An 18,307-nucleotide genomic window follows, 5' to 3' on the forward strand; every position below is an offset into this window, starting at 1 on the left:
GACCGACGGCTGATTGGCATCTGAACAGCATCTAGCGCAGTTCTTTTACCGTTAAAAATTCGTGGAGCGTGCTGACATGTATTCCATAGACTTTGGCAACCTGTACTTTGCTCAGGCCGGCATCGAGCATTGCCTTGATATGTTTCTCTTTCCCGTCCAGAAGCCGCTTGCCCGGACCTTTGGGTCGGCCAAGCTTCACGCCTTCGGATTTCTTCCGGGCGAGGGCTTCTTTGGTGCGCTGGCTGATGAGCTTGCGTTCTATCTCGGCGCTGATGCCGAAGGCGAAAGCCAGGACTTTGCTGGTAATGTCGTCGCCCAGGCGGTAGTTATCTTTGATGGTCCAGACTTTGGCGCCGATTTCCATGCAATGATTCAGTACAGACATGATCATGAAAAGGGAACGGCCCAGGCGGCTGATTTCAGAACAGATGATGATGTCGTCTTTCTTCACTCCTTTCAAAAGTTTGCCCAGCCGGCGTTTGTCTACCTCCTTGGTGCCGCTGATGGTTTCGCTGATCCATTTGTCTACCTGAAGATTCTTTTCCGTACAGAATTTTGTAATTTCGAATCTTTGATTTTCTATTGTCTGTTTGTCTGTACTTATCCTTATATATCCGTATATCATAATATGTGCATTTATTATACAATAATATTCTTTTATTTTAGTAGTCTGAAATGTGGTTATGCTAGTGCCATTTGATTTTCCGGAAAAAATATCTGCTTGTATTATAATCAGATAGAGCCATATTCCTTTTTGAAATCATGCTGAATTATAGAATGGGAAGATATTTCATTTATATTTGTCTTGTTATGCCCTCGGATGGTACATGTTGTGTGCTGTTCGGGGGCTTTTGTTTGTATAATCATTTAAGCGTGTTGTTATGAAACGGTTTGTAAAAGCGGTTTTCGGATGGATGAAGGAAAGTAACCGTCCGAAACACATTGGCGCAGGTGCAGTTATTCTTTTTGCCTGGTTTGTGTTCTGTATCTTTTTGTTGAAGATGAGTGTACGGGACAGTTCTGTTACTGGCTTGCTTTCCGTAATAATCTGCATGTGTTCCTGCGAGTTCAAGGACAGGGAATACGGGGGCAGGTGGGACTGGCTTGACATCGCCGCAGGCTGCATCGTTCCTTTTGTTGTGGTTCTGATTGTTTTGCTGACCTGAAAGCATTCGTGGATTTATGAAAGATGTGGTATATACTTTTATTCAGGAACATATGATGATGCACATTGTCCTGATTGCGTTGTCCTCGGCCGCTACGCTGGGTGCTATGGCGATTGATTTTGTATTCGGTTTGATGAAGGCCAAACAGCGTGGTGAGGCTCGCACGTCCACCGGGTACAAGAAGACGGCCAGCAAAGCGCAGAAGTACTTTTCTCCGTTCATGGTGCTTGTTTTCATAGACCTTATCTGCTGCGTGGTGATTCCGTTCCCCGTGTTTAGTATGTTGTGGGCCGCATATTGTGTGTTCTGCGAGTTCAAGTCGGTGCGTGAGAAGAGCTGGCAGAAGGCCGAGCTGCGCAAGGCTGAAAAGACGATGTCTGTGATTATTGAGAACAAGGACGAGATAGCCAAGTTAGCGGCGGAAATATTGTTCAGTACGAAACAGAAGGAAGAAAATGAGAAGAGTTGAATATATCGCTGTGCATTGTACGGCAGGCCGTCAGACGCAGACCGTATCGGATTTGCAGGCGGAGTTCCGCCGCAAGGGTTGGAAGAGTCCGGGCTACCATTACGTCGTGGCTCCGGACGGAAAGATAACGCAGCTGCTCGACGAGGGCAGGGTGAGCAACGGGGTGAAGGGTTTCAACTCCGTAAGTGTGAACGTCGCCTACATCGGGGGCATCGACGCAGACGGGAAAGGCGTGGACAACCGGACGGACGAACAGAAGAAGTCGTTGCGCCAGCTTCTGGGAATGCTGAAAAGGAAATATCCGGGTGCGGTGATTCAGGGGCACCGTGACTTCTCGCCCGACACGAACGGCAACGGTGTCGTCGACCCGTGGGAGAGGATAAAGGAGTGCCCGTGCTTCGACGCGAAGGAGGAATACGGGAATTTGTAGACATTGCGGCCGGAAAACCGGAAAGCGTTCTTTGACTTGGTGGATGCACCGCTTATTTGTATTATATAACATAAAACGGCAAAAAATGTCGGGATTTTAGAAAAAATGTGATGAAATATCGCCATATTTGTACCGGATAATTTGAAGGATTGTTTTCTCATGGATAAACATTATAGCGGAAGCAGGTGTTTTTTATTCATGGGATTTTTGTATTATTGTATTATGCGTTGCAACGTAGACATACCAAATGTAGATAGAGATGACAGGATTGGAAGTGCATTTAATCATCTATTTCGTGTGGTTATACAAACAGAAAGCCATACAGGTGGTGAGTTGATATGGAATTTGGAAAATGCAACTTTTTTCCATCCGTTTTATCTTGCTCCGTTGTCCATCTACAAGCAAAGCACTGAGAATTGTGTGACATGCACTAATATACCTTCGCGAATTTCTAAATATTTGGAATTAGTCCATTTTGAAACTCCGCTTCTTATAACAGAAGAAATGAAGCTGGAAAACATATTGAACCCGTACATTGAAAAAAGTTATATCCCGATTTGTAGGTTTGAACTTTGCAAAAGTAATATAGATGGGCTGCAAAGTATATTACAAAAAGTGATATTGAAACAAAGTCATTCAGACAGCCGAATAATTTCTCCATTTTCTTATCTTTTAGGAGAAATCGTAGACAATATGAACGAGCATTCAAAAGGTAAATATGGATATATATTTTCTCAATATTTAAAAAAAGAAAAGTGTATTGACTTAGTACTTGCAGATGATGGAATAACCATATTTAGCAGTTATGTACGTTCGGGTAAATATATGGATGAAATCAACGGTGATGAAGCTATGGCTCTGAAATTAGCAACCGAAGGGAAGTCCACTAAAAACAGACCTGATGCAGAAAATAGAGGATATGGTATATCTTCTTCAAAAGAAATGTTGGTAAAGGGACTTTCTGGTTCATTTTTTATGCTTTCCGGAGGTGCTTTTCATAGACATGACTCAAATGGGAATATGTCTGTTAAGCTACCCGATACAATTAATTGGAATGGCACTATTGTACTGATGAGAATACCGGTCCAGGTGCCAAAGGAATTTGATTATTATAATTATGTTCGATAAAATAAACAGCAGTGTTATGGGTAAGATTTTTAATATTTCCGAATTAATAAGCACGGATATTCGTTCTCGTGCAAACGCGAACATAATCCGGTCTTTGGTAGATGGAATTGACGAAAAAGTAATTCTTGATTTTGATGGGGTTGATTTTATCTCCCGTTCATTTACGGACGAATTATATAATGTATTGGAAGAACATGGGAACATATCATTTGTAAACGCCTCAGAAACAGTAACGGCCATGCTTGACGCAGTTGGAAAAGGGCGAAAAAGTACAAGAAACTTCAGTAACGATTCCGAGATAAAGGAATTTGACGACTTTGCAAGTTTGTCATCGTTCCTTGCTACTATTTGAATTATTCAGTAGAATTTATTTCCAAAGGCGGTGCATCCCACGGGTCACCGCTTTTCTTTTTCCCGGCTGCGCAAAAGAATTGCAGCTTATGAAGATATTGCCATACATACTTATAGGAGCCGTCTGCTTCGCTCTGGGCTGGTTCGTCCGTCCGGCGGGCAGGCAACCGGCGGTGAAGACGGATACGGTTCAGTCGCCGCCTGTCGTGGTCACACGGATTAAGGTCGACACGCTGCTGATGCTTTCGCCCATGCCTTACATCGCATGGCTTCCGGGCGACACGATAGAGATAGACGGGTGCAGGCACGCGAAGGAGGCGAAGATGTACACCGACGATTCCACCTATACGGCATGGGTGAGCGGCGTGCGCCCTTCGCTCGACAGCATCCGGACGTACCGGAATACGCAGTATGTTGACAGGTATATCTACCGTGATGTCATCCGGCAGGAGAAGCCCAAGCGTTTCGGTGTCGGTTTGAGTGCCGGATATGGTGTGGGCAGGAATGGCTTGTCGCCAGTACTGGCGGTTACTGTGAACTGGAATTTGTGGAACTTCTGAGAAAAACGTTATCTTTGCTTTGTAGAAATTTCGCTTTATGAGTCAGAAGCCCTTGCCGGAGCATTCCGGCGGGGCTTCTGCGCTATATGCAGGACAGGCTCCCGACAATACGGAAGCCTGCGGGAGTCCGGCTTCATCCTCACCAATAATCAACTTCACCCTGCCGGCCTCATTCTTTATTACCGGAACGGGGCGGGATAGTTCGGTTTGGGCATAAAAAAAGTGAGGGGCATCCCCCTCACCGCTAAAAGTCAAACCGATAAATCGGGTTTCCCCTCATTATGGTTCTGCAAATATAAGCACAATATTCTGTAAATGCAAGAAAAAGGAGAATCCCCACACGGCCCATGCGGGGATTCAGTGTCAAAAACAACAGCCTATTAGCAACTAATAGACAGTGAGCCGATTCTGTTCCCGATTTCTTTCAGCGCCTTGTTGAATATTTCTATTTCCTCTTTGTTCAGGGTATATACCTTGCCCCTTACCTTGTTCCCGTTGATGCGCTGGTAAAGCCATGATGCGCTTTTCCCGAAATAATGTTTGGCTATGTATGAAAGCGGGAGGATGTCAAGCGAATCCCTGATCTGGTCGCGTATCCGGATTTCCTTTTCAATGGCGTCCATTGACGTGCTGATTTCTGCAAGCCCCTGTCTGAGAAGTTCCTCCAGTTCCTTCCGCTCCGTTTCGTTCAGTTCCGTATTCTGAAGTTCCGCAATTATGGCGTCAAATTTGTTCCTGCTTTCAGAATCTTCCTTTCCGATCGCAAGTTTCAGTTCGTTCAGCTTTTTATTGAAATTGTCCATATATGTATTTTTTAGTGCCCCTCATGAGAGGGGCATTGTTTCACTTTTTCATTTTCAGAAGATTGTTCAGCCGGTCAAGCAGGATGTTGATCTGTCTTTCGTAATCCTCTTTGGAAGGTCTTATCAGATTCTTGATCCTCTGGTAGTCCGCAATCATCTGTTTCACTTTCCTGATTTCCTTTTCAAGTTCTTCATCTGTCATCTTTTCTTTTTTAAGTTGTTAATATTCTGTTTGTTTTTGACATTGCAAATATACATAATAAATATGTTATGTGCAAGTGCCGGGCGATTTTTTTTACAGCAGGTTGTCAAGAATTTCCCGTATGGCCTTGTCCGCGTGCCTTTTCATGATTGACACGTAGTTGAATATGGGGCGGCTGTCCTTCATGGACTGCCCGATGCAGTATTCCAGCGTGGAGAGCGGGATTCCCAAGTCGAATCCGTGCTGTACGAAGGATTTGCGGGCGGAGTACAGGGTGAATCGGTGCTTTATTCCGCCGGCTTCGGCCAGACTTTTGATTTTCCTGGCGAGCACGTTGTAGCAGCTCGTGTAGTTCTTGTAGCGTCCGAACACAAGCTTTCCGGTCCTTTTGTCCATATACCGTGCGATGATGGGCTTCGCTTCGTCCGGGATGGTGAAGTTCACCGCATTGTCCCCTTCCTTCGTGTGCCTGGTCTTTTTCCGGACGTAATATATTTCGTCGGTGTTCCTGAAGTCGTATTCCAGCATGTCCACGAGGTTCATGCCCGCAAGGTAGTATGTCAGCATGAAGATGTCCCTCACTACGGAAAGGCTGTGCGTTCCGATTTCTGCATCACGGATTCTTTTCAGTTGCTCCACGGTGATGTACGTGTCGCGCTTCTTTGCAGAGGGTATCTTTGCGGTGACGAACGGATCGACTTCAAAGGATACATACTTCATCTTGACCGCGTAGTTGATGATTACCTTCAGCAGCGTCACGTAGATGTTGATGCTGGTTGGGGATAGACCCGACTTGTGCAGGTTCATGATGTATCCGTTTATCCGGAGGGGGTTCACGTGCTCCATGAGCGTGTCCTTTCCGGCGAAGTCGGTGTATCTGTTTGCTGCCAGCCTGTAGAGCCTGTATGTCTTTTCCCTGTCGTCCTTGTCTATTGTGGAGAGGTATTCGTCCGCGATGTCGGAGAACGTCCGCCGCTTTTCTCCCATCGTGGGGGCTTTCAGCAGCCTGACGAGCTGCGAGCAGGTGAGGGTTTCGGCATACTGTATGTGTTCCGCCTTTTCTTCGTATCTGTTGAGTATGCTTCTCAGCCTGACGTTGAGGGCGTCCTTGTCCGGCCGCTTTACGACCTTCCCGTTTTTGAACTCCTTTTCGGAAGAGATTGTTACGTCTGTCGGGATGTATCTTGTCTGTCCGGAGTGCGTGACGGCTATGCGTACCGTATGATTACCGTTTTTTAACCTTAGATTCGGGACTATTGTGATGAAAAAGTAAGCCATAATGTTCTTTATTGGTTTGACTGGAATAAAAGTGGAATGAAATAACGTCAAAAGTGACGTTTTTTCTGTCCGGTATAGGTTACTGACTTACTTCAAAAAGATTCGGTTCGTATCTTGAATACGCTGATAATCAGCGATAAAAAAGACACTCCCGACAATCTCTATTGCCGGGAGTATCACAACACAAAAACTAAACTAGACTTAACTAAACTATTCTAATCGGAAGTTTCACAACTTCCTTTTTATTATGTACGTCACAAATATAAATGTTAATTTCTACTTACCAAAACAATTTCGTGAAAAAAAGACGGATAATCGTTTTTTTTGTCGAATATACAAATTGTGAATCAAATAATATGTTCGTTAACATAATTTTGGAGCTCTTGCTTGTAGCTGTCAGAGATGGGAATGTAGTCTTTTCCGAAAATGATGCGTCCCTTTTCGATGATCTTGATTTTCGGCTTCTGTACGATGAACGACCGGTGGACCCGGATGAACCGGTCGGCCGGAAGTTTCTCCTCCATCGCCTTCAGGCTGGTGAGTGAAAGTATGGGCCGCGGCATATCTTCCAGATGTATTTTGATGTAGTCTTTAAGTCCTTCGATGTAGAGAATCTTTTCCAGTTCAATCTGCACCAGCTTATAGTCGCTTTTCACGTAAATGTATTTCATCTCTTTCCCCGGTGCGGTTTCGGCCGGTCCTGTTTCTGCCTTTTGCTTGAGCTCGAACCATTGGATAGCCTTGTTCACGGCTCCAGTAAAGTCGGTGTAGCTGATCGGCTTGAGCAGATAGTCAAGCGCATTGACCTTATACCCGTCGAGGGCGTATTGTCCGAAAGCGGTGGTAAGGATGATGCGGGTGCTTTCAGGAACCATTCTCGAAAATTCAAGGCCGTTCAGTTCAGGCATCTGTATGTCCAGAAACAAAAGGTCCGCAGGTTTGTCCGGCAGGCTTTTCATCGCTTCGATGGCGCTTGAATACAGTCCGCACAGTTCGAGTGAGGGCGTTTTCTTTACATAGCTTTCCAGCAGGCCTAGCGCCAGGGGCTCGTCGTCGATAATTGCACATGTAAGTGTCATGTTTTCAAGTTTTTAAGGGTGTGGTATATTGATGGTAAGCGAAGACGTATATACTTTTCCGTCGTCAGAAATCTGTTTTTTCCATGCGTAATGGTTGGGATAGAGCAGTTTCAGTCTTTTCTGCACCTGTTCCAGTCCGATTCCAGAACCGCTTTTGTCGGCGGAGCTTTTCGGGAAGTTGCTGTTCCGTATGACGCAGCTGATGGTATTTTCCTTTTCGGTAATTCGTATGTCAATGAAGCTTTGCTCCGTTGGCGATATTCCGTGCTTGAAAGCGTTTTCTATGAGAGAAATGAAGAGTAGGGGAGCTATAGAGCTTTGGCTGTTCGGCTTGATGTCGAAATGCGTTTCAATCTTTGTCTGCGCAGAGATCCGGATGCGCATCAGTTCGATGTAGTTGATGATAAAGTCGACTTCCTTTTCAAGAGGCACAAAAGTCTGCTGGTCTTCATACAGCACATAGCGGAGCAGTTTGCTCAGTTCCTGTATGGCCTGCTGCGCCTTTTCGGTGTCGAAAGCCGTAAGGGCATAGATATTGTTCAGCGTGTTGAGCAGAAAATGCGGGTTCAGCTGGTTGCGCAGGTTCTTCAGTTCGGCCTCTGTGCGGCTTTTCACGGCCTTTTGCCGTTCCAGTTCGGTTTCGCTCCATCGCAGGCTCATCCGGATGGCTACGCTCAGTCCGCAGACGAATATAAAGCTGACAATGTCGCGCAGGAAGAATATGTATTGAGGCGGCATGAACATGTGCGGACGCGGTTCGGGGGGCGGCAGGCTGATGTTATGCCAATAGCGCAGGAAGATGGTGACGATGCCTATTGCCGCCATGTTCAGCAGCAGAAACTTTCCGGTCTGTCCCTTGAATAATACGCGGGGAATCAGCAGCAGGTAGTTGATGTAAAAAATGACGAACATTGATGCCGGAACATCGGTGTGGCGAAGGAATGCCTTCCAGTCGATTGTTCCGTTGTCATGTTGGGTGAAGAAAAGCGGGAATCCGAAGAAAAGTCCCCAACAGATGATATGTATTACCAGCTCCAGCGGTCGGTGGCGGGTGTCTTTGATATTCATGGCAGCAATTGATTTGGATAACAAATATACGAATTATTTTCTGAAAAAAAAGTCCGGCAGCGAGGGGCATCGGTGCTGGAGAGTACACTGATACCCGCTTTTTTTTCGCGCCGGACAAGAAAACCAAAGTTATGAAGAACAAAGTAGTTCCGTTATTCGTACCGAAGTGCCTCTATCGGGTCAAGGTCTGCGGCTTTTTTTGCCGGATACCACCCGAAGAATACTCCGGTGAAAGTGCATACCGCAAATGAAAGCAGTACGCTCCAGGGTTGTATATACACGGGCCAGTGGGCAACCGTTTTGATGACGATGCTTGCACCGCATCCCAGAATCACCCCGATCAGTCCTCCCGTTATGCTTATGAGAATTGACTCGATGAGGAATTGCGAAAGGATGTCAATTCCGCGGGCCCCCACAGACATTCTCAGACCGATTTCACGCGTGCGTTCGGTTACGCTCACATACATGATGTTCATGATCCCGATTCCCCCTACCACAAGCGAGATTCCCGCGATGCAGGCCAGAAGCGTTGTCATCAGGTCGGTGGTGGTGTTCAGCATCGAGCTGAGTTCCTGCTGGGTGCGTATGGTAAAATCGTCGTCATCCGTATCTTTCAGTTTGTGTTCACGTCTTAGTATCGTCGTGATTTCATCCACGGCCTGGTCTGTCATGTCTTCGGTAAGCGCCGAAGCGAAAATGCCTCCCAGGTATGTCTGTGCAAGCAGACGCTTCATGACGGTTGTGTAGGGTGCCAGAACCACGTCGTCCTGGTCCATTCCCATCGAATTGTATCCTTTGGACTTCAGTACGCCCACCACGCGCAAAGGCACCTGGTTGCATCTGATAACCTTCCCCACCGGGTCTTGTCCGTTAGGGAAAAGGTTGTCGGCGATTGTCTTTCCGATCACACACACTTTTGCCGCTGTCCGGATATCTTCTTCGCTGAACATTTCTCCTTGCTCTACCACTAGCTGGCGGATGGTCAGATAACCGATGCTTACGCCGCTTACAGATGACGGATAGTTGTTTGCTCCCGAGATGAGCTGTCCTGAAGCCGAAACATTGGGACTGATAGCCGAGAGGTACATGCATTCGTCGCGCAAGGTTTCGTAGTTTTCCAGTTTTAGCGTCTGCATTTCGTCCGGATCTTGCCGCACGCCTCCACGCATTTCAGCTCCCGGGTGAATCATGATCATGTTCGATCCCATTTCAGAAATCTGCTTTTGGATGCTCCGTTTTGAGCCTTGTCCGATGGCCAGCATCGCAATGACCGAAGCCACACCGATGATGATGCCCAGCATGGTCAGGAATGCTCTCAGCTTATTGTTCGCCAATGCCCGCAAGGCTATTTTTAAAAGGTTCGTTCCGTTCATTTCTTTTCTGTTTAATCGTCGGTATTTTTCGGAAGTGCAGCAAGTGCTTCGGCTGCCGATAATATCTTGTCGTTCTTTTTGTCTTCTATTACATGTCCGTCGCGCAGGCGGATGTTCCGGCTGCTGTATTGGGCTATGTCAGGATTGTGGGTGACAAAAATGATTGTTCTTCCCTCGTTGTGCAGCTCCTGGAACAAAACCAGAATCTCGAAAGAGGTGCGTGTGTCAAGGTTTCCAGTCGCTTCGTCGGCAAGGATTACGGCAGGGTTGTTCACCAGTGCCCTGGCTATCGCCACCCGTTGCATCTGGCCTCCCGACATCTGGTTGGATTTATGCTCCAGGCGGTCACCCAAACCAACGGCAATCAGTGCGTCTATAGCGCGTCTTCTGCGTTCGGCTGCACTTACTGACGGGTTATACATCAGCGGAAGTTCTACATTTTCGATGGCTGTAGTTTTCGGCAGCAGGTTATAGTTTTGGAATACAAACCCGATTTTCCTGTTGCGAAGAATGGCTCTCTGAGGCTTTGTCATGGTCCTAACACTGACTCCGTCAAGAAAATACTCGCCGCTTGTAGGTGTATCGAGGCAGCCCAGCGTGTTCAGCAGAGTTGATTTGCCCGATCCGGATGTTCCCATGATGGTGACAAATTCGCCTTCTTCTATTTTAAAAGAGATGCCTCTCAGTGCGTGCACCGTTTCGTCACCTACCTGGAAGTTGCGTTTGATATTCTGTAGTTCGATGACTGTTTTGCCCATGGTTTTATTCCTCCGTCTTGTTCTTGTTTTTCTTGTTTCTGTCAGGAGGACCCGGCATGAACGGACTCCGTTCGCTTTCTCTCTGCGAAACTTCTGCTGACGGAAGGCTTCCTTTCAATACGGTCTCAGTGACCACTTGTGTTCCTTCTTCAAGTCCTGAGATGATTTCTGTATTTGTTCCGTCGTTTATTCCTGTTTCAACCGGATGTGCGGTAAATCCTGTTGCATCCATGGTCCATACTTTGTGCGGCGAGTCGCAGTCGGTTACCGTTTGTTTGCCTATGAGTGATTTTTCCGGCGTAAACCGCAGGGCTTTGCTTGGCACGGTGAGAACATTTTCGCGGACATTCGTGTAGATGGTCACATTGGCGGTAAGCCGCGGTTTCAGTTTGAGGTCCGGATTGTCTGCTGTTATGACCACTTCATAAGTGACAACCGATTCGCTTGTCGTTGAAGTGGAACTGCTGCTTGAACTGCTGTTGGTGCTTCCCAGACGGATCTGGTAAACCTTTCCTGTAAAGATATCGTCCGGATATGCGTCCACTGTAAACGTCACTTTTGCGCTGTCTTTCACTCCTGCTATATCGGCTTCGTCCACATCGGCCACAACTTGCATTTTTGTAAGGTCGGCAGCAATGTTGAACAAGGTCGGGGTTTCAAATCCTGAGGCCACGGTCTGTCCTTCCTCCACGTCCTTGCTTGTCACGATTCCGTCAATCGGTGAGGTGATGGTTGCGTATGAAAGGTTCCTTTCAGCCTTTGACAGCTCGGCTTTGCTCTGTTCATAGGTACTTTCAGCCCGACGGTAATTATAGAGGTTCTCTTCGTAGTCTGTATCGCTGATAAGCTGCTTTTCATGAAGTTTCCGGTTGCGCTCGTAAAGTTTCTTCTGGTAGTCGTATTCGGCTTTTGCACCGTCGTATGTAGCTTGCGCTGATTGCAGGTCGCTGAGCAGCGTTACCTTGTCCATTTCTGCAATCACTTCTCCTTTTTTTACAACCGAATTGTAGTCTACGTATATTTTGTCGATAATGCCTGATACCTGAGTACCTACCTGTACTTCTGTTACCGGCTCAATCGTACCTGTGGCAGTGATAGAATTGCTCACCGTAGCTGTTTTTGCCGGTTCTGTAACAAATTCCACTTTGTTCTGGGCTTTCGAGGTGCCGAAAATCCAGATGCCTCCTGCAATCACGACAACGGTGACGGCTGCAGTAATGATAATCGTTTTTCTGTTCATATCTGTTGTTCTTCTATATTTTTACAGTTTGATTTCCTGGTCTGCATAAAAGTTAAGCAGTGTCCGGTTCAGTATGGCCATGTATTTGGCCTGCAAGAGTTCTTGCTTTGCGCTGAGCAGGTTGTTTTTTTCTGTCAGAAGCTCAACCGTGTTCTTCATTCCCAGATTGAACTGTTCGCTCACCATGTCAAAGCTTGTCTGGCTGCTTTTCACTTTAGTTTCTGCCGCAGCGTATTGCTGCTGGGCATTCAGTGCGTCCAGGTAGAATCCTTCGATGGTTGAATACAGTTCTTTTTCCTGGTTCATCAGGTCGAGCTGCGAGGTGCTGTATTGAAGCTTGGCCTTGCGTACAGCACTTTTGTTCTGGCGTTGGTCGTAAAGCGGGATGCTAAGGCTGATCCCGATCATGTTGTTCCAGCCGTATTTCATCTGCTGTGCCCAGTTGTTCTGGCTGGAATTGTTGGTTGTACTTGATGTTGAGGCCGAAAGGCTGATTGTGGGCATGTAACCGCCTTTGGCATATGATATATTTAGTTTTGCGTTGTCTATGTTAAGTTTGCCGCTTTGGATTTCCGGTCTTGTTGCCAATGCTGTCTGGTAGACATCGATTTGTGAGGGCAGCATTTCCATTACGTGTTCGTTGCTCAGTTCGGGCAGTTCCAATTCCATTTCAGCCGTTCCGTCAAGTTCGAGCAGCTGTTTCAGCTGGAGTTTGTAGTTGCGGAGGGTGCTTTCGGATGTTACCAGTTGGTACTGGTCGCTGCTGACCTGCGACTCCAGCTGCGCCAGATCCGCTTTTGAGATGCTTCCTTCGTTGAACAGCTCTTTGCCTCGTTCGTATGTTGCCTTGCTGACCTCAAGCGTTCCCTTATTGATGGCTATCGACTCATCGGCATAAAGTATTTGGATGAAGAGCTGCGTAATTTGTTCCTTCAGCATATTCTCTGTTTCCTCTACGGTCAGTTGGGCTATTTCCCGGTTCTTTTTTTGCTGCTTCAGACTGTTCAGCCGTCTGTTTCCGTTCCATAGTGTCCATTGGGCGCTCAAGCTGTAGCTGCCGTTGTAGGTGGTCTTGCTGTCGCTGCTGATAATTTCAGTGCCGTTGACGGTTGCGCTGTTTGAGCGGTACGGGCGGTTCACGATGTTGTGGCCGGTGCTGAATGAAAGAGAAGGAAAGAGTGCGGCTTTCGCATCTTTTACATCTTCTTCAGACTCCAGCAGAGAAATCTTGTTTTGCTGCAGCTGGATATTTTTGTCCAACGCATAGTTTATGCAGTCGTTTAGTGTCCATTTCTTTCCGTTCTGTGCCGGAAGGGAAGCCGATGCCATAAGCAAGGCGATGAAAAATACGTTTTTTCTATTCATGGATCAATATGTCTTGGTTTCTTTTTTGGGGTTGCAGGCGTATTTCTGTATTCTCCTTTTCCCTTTCGGGATGTGGCTGTAAAGGTTGCGCCGGCATCCGTATTCTTGTTTTTATCTGTTGCAAAACTACTTCTCTGAACGAAAAATTGCAAAAGAGATAGATTCATGTGCAGATTCTCTAGATAAAATCTTGTTTTTTGCCGATAAAGCATTTACTTTGTAATCATTATAAAACTAGATTATGATTAAAAGGTGTATCGTTTCTGTTTTCGAATTCTATCGCGACGGTTTTAAGAGCATGACCTGGGGCCGTACGCTGTGGATTATTATCCTGGTAAAACTTTTTGTCATGTTTGTCATACTGCGGATCTTCTTTTTCACTCCTTATCTGAAAGGCAAGTCAGAAACAGAAAAGCAGCATTATGTAGGCTCCGAGCTGATTGAACGTGGAATCAAATAATTGTTTAATAACCGATAAATAGAAAAATTATGTTAGAAAGTATCGACACTTCAATGATCGACTGGTCGAGAGCTCAGTTTGCTCTGACCGCTATCTACCATTGGCTGTTTGTGCCGCTTACATTGGGTCTTGCCGTAGTTATGGGCCTTATGGAAACGCTTTATGTAGCTACAGGCAATGAGTTCTGGAAACGGACTGCGAAATTTTGGATGAAACTGTTTGGAATCAATTTTGCCATCGGTGTGGCCACCGGTCTGATTCTCGAATTCCAGTTCGGAACGAACTGGAGCAATTATTCATGGTTTGTGGGTGACATCTTTGGCGCTCCGCTGGCCATTGAAGGTATTCTTGCCTTTTTTATGGAAGCCACTTTTGTTGCTGTCATGTTCTTCGGGTGGAATAAGGTCGGGAAACGTTTTCATCTGGCGTCTACTTGGCTTACAGGCTTGGGAGCAACGATATCGGCCTGGTGGATTCTGGTTGCCAATTCATGGATGCAGTATCCGGTAGGGATGGAGTTTAATCCTGAAACGATGCGCAACGAAATGGTTGATTTCATGGCCGTTGCATTTTCTCCGGTAGCTGTAATGAAGTTCTTCCATACGGTGTTGAGCAGTTGGATCATAGGAGCGGCTTTCGTTGTAGGCGTAAGTGCTTGGTACCTGATCCGCAAGCGCGAAAAACAGTTCGCTATGGCCAGCATGAAGGTTGCTGCGGGGGTCGGTCTGTTTGCCGCATTGGTTACGGCCGGAACAGGCGACCAGTCAGCTTATCAGGTTGCTCAGGTGCAGCCCATGAAGCTTGCTGCCATGGAAGCGCTGTATGACGGTGGCACGCACGAACCGCTTACGGTGGTGGGTCCTGTCAAGATTCCTGAGATGCTTTCGTTTCTGGCTACCCGTGAGTTTTCGGGATATGTTCCCGGGATCAATGATCTCTTGAATGGCGGATTCAAGCAGGCTGACGGCTCTCTTGCGCTTTCAGCTGAGCAGAAAATGGAAAATGGGAAAAAGGCAATAGCTGCACTGGCTGATTTCCGGAAGGCAAAGGAGGAAAATGATGCGAGTGCCATGCAGATAGCCCGCAGCAACCTGGAGAAGAATATGCCTTATTTCGGTTACGGATACATTAATGAGCCTTCGGAACTTGTTCCCCATGTGGGGGTAATGTTCTGGGCATTCCGGGTAATGGTTGGACTGGGTATGTATTTTATCTTGTTCTTCATGTTGGTACTGTTCTTTGCATGGAAGCATAAGCTGGCTCAAATCAACTGGTTGCACTGGGTAGCTTTGTGGACAGTTCCGCTGGCTTATATCGCCAGTCATGCCGGATGGATCGTTGCTGAAGTGGGACGTCAGCCGTGGACGATTCAAGACATGCTTCCTGTGGGTGCTGCCGTGTCAAAGCTTGAAACAGGAGCGGTTCAGACCACATTCTTTATATTCCTCGTGATGTTTACAGTGCTTTTGGTTGCTGAAATCGGAATCATGGTGAAAGCCATCAGAAAGGGTCCCGAAGCTGATGTGGCCCCGACGGAGAAACGCAATGGTTGAGCAGAGAAAGCGTGGCAAATGATTTAATCACTTTTCAATTCAAATAAATTATGGATTCAACTTATATATTCTTGCAGCATTATTGGTGGTTCCTGGTATCATTGTTGGGAGCTTTGCTGGTTTTCTTGTTGTTTGTGCAGGGCGGCAATTCCTTGTTGTTCTGTCTGGGCCGTACCGAAGAGGAGCGGACGATGCTGGTAAATTCTACCGGGCGCAAATGGGAATTTACGTTCACAACACTTGTGACTTTCGGCGGTGCGTTTTTCGCTTCGTTCCCTTTGTTCTACAGTACAAGCTTTGGCGGTGCCTACTGGCTTTGGATGATTATTCTGTTCAGTTTCGTGCTTCAGGCTGTTTCTTATGAGTTTCAGTCAAAGCTGGGCAATTGGCTGGGCAAGCGTACTTACCAGTATTTTCTGATATTGAACGGAGTGGTAGGGCCGTTGCTTCTCGGAGCAGCGGTGGCTACGTTCTTTACAGGTTCAAACTTTGTGGTAAGCAAGGCAAACCTGACTGACGAGATGATGCCGGTTATCAGCCATTGGGCCAACGGATGGCATGGACTCGACGCATTTGCTAACCCTTGGAATCTGGTGCTGGGACTTGCCGTATTTTTCCTGGCACGCTTGCTGGGCAATCTTTATTTCATCAATAACATCCGTCACGATGAACTGGTTTCCCGCTGCCGCCGCCAGTTGATTACAGATGCTGTTCCTTTTCTGATTTTCTTCTTGGCCTTTGTGGTGTATGTGCTGGTGAAAGACGGATTTGCCGTAGATGCAGAAACAGGACAGATTGTTATGGAGCCTTATAAGTATCTTAATAACCTGCTGGCCATGCCATATTTGCTTGTATTGTTTCTGGTTGGTGTGCTTGGAGTGCTGTTTGGCTTGATAAAGAGCATTTTCTGCAAGACTTATACCGCAGGAATCTGGTTCGCTGGAATCGGAACTGTACTGACCGTACTGGCTTTGCTTCTGACTGTAGGATACAATAATACTGCTTACTATCCTTCGGCGGCTGATTTGCAGAGTTCGCTGACTATTTCCAACAGCTGTTCCAGTCTGTTCACGCTGAAGACAATGGCTTATGTTTCTATTCTGGTGCCTTTTGTTTTGGCCTATATCATATACGCATGGCGTGCGATTGACCGCAAGCCGATCAGTATGGAGGAGCTGAAGGAAGAAGAGCATCTTTATTGATAAACGCTATGTCAAACAGAGTGTGACCGGTCGTGGGCGATTGGGTCATAAAATATAAGCTGGACACAAGAACGCATGTGCATAAAGAAAATCAAGAAGTCTTTAGCCTGTGTGTGCTTGTGTCCAGCTCCTTTTTGAATTTTTTGTTGCAAAAAATAGCGAAAAGACTCATTTTTTTCAGGTAATTTTTTTTCTCCGTTCGTATTCTCAATAAAAAAGCCGTGAAACTGTCGTGCAGTTCCGGCAGAAAGGGTAAGAAAAACATTAAACGTAAATTATGCTATTGAGTTATGATTCGGAAAATTCTGTATGTTATGGCCATGCTTGTATGTGCAGGCGTGGTTTGGGGAAAAGCTGAAACAGGCAGGCTTCATGTTTGGAAGGCTCCGGAAGGAGTTGCCATGAATGATAATTTTACAGTGAAAGTTCGTCAGGAAGGGACGAAGTGGCTGAACGTTCCTTCTTATCTGATAAAAGTAGATTGTGTGGAAGGCATCAGGCACCAGCCTTTACCATCGTCCATGGCCACATTTGGCTTCGACGGTAAGGTGGAGGTGTGTGTGACTTACAATAAAGGAGAGATTCATGAAGCGCGTGTAAGGCCTTTGTCAAGGGGAGTGGTTCCTGAAATTGACGGGAATACCTTGACCTTTACACTCGACAAGCCGGGAAACTTTTCAGTAGAAGTCAACGGAGATCTGTTTGACAACTTGCATTTGTTTGCCAATCCGATTGAAACCGAGGTGCCCGACAGAAATTCGGATGATGTGATTTGGTTCGGTCCGGGAGTCCATACATTTGACACCGGATCATTCCGCATACCTTCGGGGAAGACTGTTTATGTGGCAGGAGGAGCTGTCATGATGGGTCAGCTCGTTATCGATCATGCTGAAAATGTCCGTCTGATGGGGCGCGGAATCGTTGATCATACGGTCAAGGCAGGCATACAGATATCCAATTCGAAGAATGTATATGTAGAGGGATTGTTTGCAACTCAGTGCATTACGGGAGGGTCTGAAAATGTGACGATCCGCAATGTCAAGTCTGTCAGTTATTATGGATGGGGCGACGGCATGAATATATTTGCCAGCCGCCATGTCTTGTTCGACGGTGTGTTCTGTCGCAATTCGGATGATTGTACCACAGTCTACGGTACCCGGAAAGGCTTTAACGGAGCGAGCCACGACATAACCATGCAGCATTCGGTGCTTTGGGCTGATGTGGCGCATCCCATCTTTATTGGGATTCATGGCAATACAGAGAAGCCGGAGGTGCTTGAGAATCTGAACTATGTGGATATAGATATCCTTGACCATAAAGAGATGCAGTTGAACTATCAGGGATGTATGGCGATTAATGCAGGCGACAACAACCTGGTCCGCAATGTCCGTTTTGAAAATATCCGCATCGAGAATTTCCGTCAGGGACAGTTGCTGAATCTCAGGATATTTTATAATGAGAAGTATTGTACGGCTCCGGGAAGGGGCATTGAAAACGTGTTGTTTAAGGACATCGACTATACAGGCGACCGCGCTGAGATTTCTGTCATAGAAGGGTATAACGAAGAAAGGAGAATCAGGAATATCCGGTTCAAGAACCTGAGGGTAAACGGTGTGGTGATATCCGATGATATGCAGGGCAAGCCGGCATGGTATCATACGGGAGATATGGCACGCATTTATGTCGGTCCGCATGTTGAGGGCGTTACGTTTGAGAAATGATGGATCTGTATTTTCTGCCTGTCCGGTGGTGTCTGTCTTGAAGACCGTTTGAAAAAGTTTTCGTATTTTTGTGTTTGATGGCAACCTTCATGAAAAGCGAC

Annotated in this window: 21 protein-coding genes; 11 read left to right on the forward strand and 10 right to left on the reverse strand. The window is 46.6% G+C overall.

Annotated elements, in window-relative coordinates:
- Nucleotides 1–31 precede the first annotated feature (31 nt).
- On the reverse strand, nt 32–625 hold the full coding sequence (locus tag NW212_RS04875; protein WP_258337523.1) for a master DNA invertase Mpi family serine-type recombinase: 594 nt from the start codon (nt 623–625) through the stop codon (nt 32–34).
- A gap of 256 nt (nt 626–881) precedes the next feature.
- Here NW212_RS04875 and NW212_RS04880 point away from each other — a divergent pair, with 256 nt between their 5' ends.
- The 7 genes from NW212_RS04880 to NW212_RS04910 all read left to right on the forward strand — a co-directional run bounded on the left by NW212_RS04880 (nt 882) and on the right by NW212_RS04910 (nt 4,321).
- Entirely contained in the window at nt 882–1,166 is a 285-nt protein-coding gene (locus tag NW212_RS04880; protein WP_258337524.1) for a hypothetical protein, read from the forward strand.
- Between the two features lie 16 nt (nt 1,167–1,182).
- Complete coding sequence (locus NW212_RS04885; protein WP_258337525.1) at nt 1,183–1,635, forward strand: hypothetical protein; 453 nt, start codon at nt 1,183–1,185, stop codon at nt 1,633–1,635.
- A complete protein-coding gene (locus tag NW212_RS04890) occupies nt 1,622–2,065 on the forward strand; it encodes an N-acetylmuramoyl-L-alanine amidase (RefSeq protein WP_258337526.1) in 444 nt (147 codons plus the stop codon). Before NW212_RS04885 ends, NW212_RS04890 begins: the two co-directional genes overlap by 14 nt.
- Before the next feature lie 159 nt (nt 2,066–2,224).
- Entirely contained in the window at nt 2,225–3,193 is a 969-nt protein-coding gene (locus tag NW212_RS04895; RefSeq protein WP_258337527.1) for a hypothetical protein, read from the forward strand.
- 16 nt (nt 3,194–3,209) lie between these two features.
- Nucleotides 3,210–3,545, forward strand: a complete 336-nt coding sequence (locus NW212_RS04900; protein ID WP_258337528.1) for an STAS-like domain-containing protein — start codon at nt 3,210–3,212, stop codon at nt 3,543–3,545.
- 88 nt (nt 3,546–3,633) lie between these two features.
- A complete protein-coding gene (locus NW212_RS04905) occupies nt 3,634–4,104 on the forward strand; it encodes a DUF6808 domain-containing protein (protein WP_258337529.1) in 471 nt (156 codons plus the stop codon).
- 37 nt (nt 4,105–4,141) lie between these two features.
- Nucleotides 4,142–4,321, forward strand: coding sequence for a hypothetical protein (locus NW212_RS04910; protein ID WP_258337530.1), 180 nt, complete (start codon nt 4,142–4,144; stop codon nt 4,319–4,321).
- A gap of 163 nt (nt 4,322–4,484) precedes the next feature.
- Here NW212_RS04910 and NW212_RS04915 read toward each other — a convergent pair whose 3' ends face one another.
- The 9 genes from NW212_RS04915 to NW212_RS04955 all read right to left on the reverse strand — a co-directional run bounded on the left by NW212_RS04915 (nt 4,485) and on the right by NW212_RS04955 (nt 13,270).
- Nucleotides 4,485–4,907 (reverse strand): DUF5053 domain-containing protein, encoded by a 423-nt coding sequence (locus tag NW212_RS04915; RefSeq protein ID WP_258337531.1) that lies wholly within the window; start codon nt 4,905–4,907, stop codon nt 4,485–4,487.
- A 40-nt stretch (nt 4,908–4,947) separates the two neighbouring features.
- Nucleotides 4,948–5,109: a hypothetical protein gene (locus NW212_RS04920; protein ID WP_258337532.1), complete on the reverse strand. Its 162-nt coding sequence runs from the start codon at nt 5,107–5,109 to the stop codon at nt 4,948–4,950.
- A 93-nt stretch (nt 5,110–5,202) separates the two neighbouring features.
- Nucleotides 5,203–6,387: a site-specific integrase gene (locus NW212_RS04925; protein WP_258337533.1), complete on the reverse strand. Its 1,185-nt coding sequence runs from the start codon at nt 6,385–6,387 to the stop codon at nt 5,203–5,205.
- 347 nt (nt 6,388–6,734) lie between these two features.
- A complete protein-coding gene (locus NW212_RS04930) occupies nt 6,735–7,466 on the reverse strand; it encodes a LytTR family DNA-binding domain-containing protein (RefSeq protein ID WP_258337534.1) in 732 nt (243 codons plus the stop codon).
- 12 nt (nt 7,467–7,478) lie between these two features.
- Complete coding sequence (locus NW212_RS04935; RefSeq protein WP_258337535.1) at nt 7,479–8,534, reverse strand: sensor histidine kinase; 1,056 nt, start codon at nt 8,532–8,534, stop codon at nt 7,479–7,481.
- 152 nt (nt 8,535–8,686) lie between these two features.
- Nucleotides 8,687–9,907 (reverse strand): ABC transporter permease, encoded by a 1,221-nt coding sequence (locus tag NW212_RS04940; RefSeq protein WP_258337536.1) that lies wholly within the window; start codon nt 9,905–9,907, stop codon nt 8,687–8,689.
- 11 nt (nt 9,908–9,918) lie between these two features.
- On the reverse strand, nt 9,919–10,665 hold the full coding sequence (locus NW212_RS04945) for an ABC transporter ATP-binding protein (protein ID WP_258337537.1): 747 nt from the start codon (nt 10,663–10,665) through the stop codon (nt 9,919–9,921).
- A gap of 4 nt (nt 10,666–10,669) precedes the next feature.
- On the reverse strand, nt 10,670–11,905 hold the full coding sequence (locus tag NW212_RS04950; RefSeq protein WP_258337538.1) for an efflux RND transporter periplasmic adaptor subunit: 1,236 nt from the start codon (nt 11,903–11,905) through the stop codon (nt 10,670–10,672).
- A gap of 21 nt (nt 11,906–11,926) precedes the next feature.
- Nucleotides 11,927–13,270 carry a TolC family protein gene (locus tag NW212_RS04955; RefSeq protein ID WP_258337539.1) on the reverse strand — a complete coding sequence of 448 codons (1,344 nt, stop codon included), beginning with the start codon at nt 13,268–13,270 and terminating at the stop codon, nt 11,927–11,929.
- A gap of 241 nt (nt 13,271–13,511) precedes the next feature.
- On the opposite strand from NW212_RS04955, the gene NW212_RS04960 reads away from it, so the two are divergent.
- From NW212_RS04960 to NW212_RS04975, 4 genes are all read left to right on the forward strand, one after another.
- Nucleotides 13,512–13,730, forward strand: coding sequence for a DUF4492 domain-containing protein (locus NW212_RS04960; RefSeq protein ID WP_258337540.1), 219 nt, complete (start codon nt 13,512–13,514; stop codon nt 13,728–13,730).
- 29 nt (nt 13,731–13,759) lie between these two features.
- Nucleotides 13,760–15,283, forward strand: coding sequence for a cytochrome ubiquinol oxidase subunit I (locus NW212_RS04965; RefSeq protein ID WP_258337541.1), 1,524 nt, complete (start codon nt 13,760–13,762; stop codon nt 15,281–15,283).
- A 50-nt stretch (nt 15,284–15,333) separates the two neighbouring features.
- Entirely contained in the window at nt 15,334–16,485 is a 1,152-nt protein-coding gene (locus NW212_RS04970) for a cytochrome d ubiquinol oxidase subunit II (protein WP_258337542.1), read from the forward strand.
- A 314-nt stretch (nt 16,486–16,799) separates the two neighbouring features.
- Complete coding sequence (locus tag NW212_RS04975) at nt 16,800–18,206, forward strand: glycosyl hydrolase family 28 protein (protein WP_375337949.1); 1,407 nt, start codon at nt 16,800–16,802, stop codon at nt 18,204–18,206.
- The last annotated feature ends 101 nt before the right edge of the window (nt 18,207–18,307 follow it).

Origin of the sequence: Bacteroides sp. ET225, assembly GCF_024733745.1 — a bacterium.
Classification (GTDB): Bacteria; Bacteroidota; Bacteroidia; order Bacteroidales; family Bacteroidaceae; genus Phocaeicola; species Phocaeicola excrementipullorum.

Excerpts from the sequence above, each read along its gene's own strand:
- NW212_RS04875 (WP_258337523.1), bottom strand. The coding sequence starts at position 625 with ATGATATACGGATATATAAGGATAAGTACAGACAAACAGACAATAGAA.
- NW212_RS04880 (WP_258337524.1), top strand. The coding sequence starts at position 882 with ATGAAACGGTTTGTAAAAGCGGTTTTCGGATGGATGAAGGAAAGTAAC.
- NW212_RS04885 (WP_258337525.1), top strand. The coding sequence starts at position 1,183 with ATGAAAGATGTGGTATATACTTTTATTCAGGAACATATGATGATGCAC.
- NW212_RS04890 (WP_258337526.1), top strand. The coding sequence starts at position 1,622 with ATGAGAAGAGTTGAATATATCGCTGTGCATTGTACGGCAGGCCGTCAG.
- NW212_RS04895 (WP_258337527.1), top strand. The coding sequence starts at position 2,225 with ATGGATAAACATTATAGCGGAAGCAGGTGTTTTTTATTCATGGGATTT.
- NW212_RS04900 (WP_258337528.1), top strand. The coding sequence starts at position 3,210 with ATGGGTAAGATTTTTAATATTTCCGAATTAATAAGCACGGATATTCGT.
- NW212_RS04905 (WP_258337529.1), top strand. The coding sequence starts at position 3,634 with ATGAAGATATTGCCATACATACTTATAGGAGCCGTCTGCTTCGCTCTG.
- NW212_RS04910 (WP_258337530.1), top strand. The coding sequence starts at position 4,142 with ATGAGTCAGAAGCCCTTGCCGGAGCATTCCGGCGGGGCTTCTGCGCTA.
- NW212_RS04915 (WP_258337531.1), bottom strand. The coding sequence starts at position 4,907 with ATGGACAATTTCAATAAAAAGCTGAACGAACTGAAACTTGCGATCGGA.
- NW212_RS04920 (WP_258337532.1), bottom strand. The coding sequence starts at position 5,109 with ATGACAGATGAAGAACTTGAAAAGGAAATCAGGAAAGTGAAACAGATG.
- NW212_RS04925 (WP_258337533.1), bottom strand. The coding sequence starts at position 6,387 with ATGGCTTACTTTTTCATCACAATAGTCCCGAATCTAAGGTTAAAAAAC.
- NW212_RS04930 (WP_258337534.1), bottom strand. The coding sequence starts at position 7,466 with ATGACACTTACATGTGCAATTATCGACGACGAGCCCCTGGCGCTAGGC.
- NW212_RS04935 (WP_258337535.1), bottom strand. The coding sequence starts at position 8,534 with ATGAATATCAAAGACACCCGCCACCGACCGCTGGAGCTGGTAATACAT.
- NW212_RS04940 (WP_258337536.1), bottom strand. The coding sequence starts at position 9,907 with ATGAACGGAACGAACCTTTTAAAAATAGCCTTGCGGGCATTGGCGAAC.
- NW212_RS04945 (WP_258337537.1), bottom strand. The coding sequence starts at position 10,665 with ATGGGCAAAACAGTCATCGAACTACAGAATATCAAACGCAACTTCCAG.
- NW212_RS04950 (WP_258337538.1), bottom strand. The coding sequence starts at position 11,905 with ATGAACAGAAAAACGATTATCATTACTGCAGCCGTCACCGTTGTCGTG.
- NW212_RS04955 (WP_258337539.1), bottom strand. The coding sequence starts at position 13,270 with ATGAATAGAAAAAACGTATTTTTCATCGCCTTGCTTATGGCATCGGCT.
- NW212_RS04960 (WP_258337540.1), top strand. The coding sequence starts at position 13,512 with ATGATTAAAAGGTGTATCGTTTCTGTTTTCGAATTCTATCGCGACGGT.
- NW212_RS04965 (WP_258337541.1), top strand. The coding sequence starts at position 13,760 with ATGTTAGAAAGTATCGACACTTCAATGATCGACTGGTCGAGAGCTCAG.
- NW212_RS04970 (WP_258337542.1), top strand. The coding sequence starts at position 15,334 with ATGGATTCAACTTATATATTCTTGCAGCATTATTGGTGGTTCCTGGTA.
- NW212_RS04975 (WP_375337949.1), top strand. The coding sequence starts at position 16,800 with ATGGCCATGCTTGTATGTGCAGGCGTGGTTTGGGGAAAAGCTGAAACA.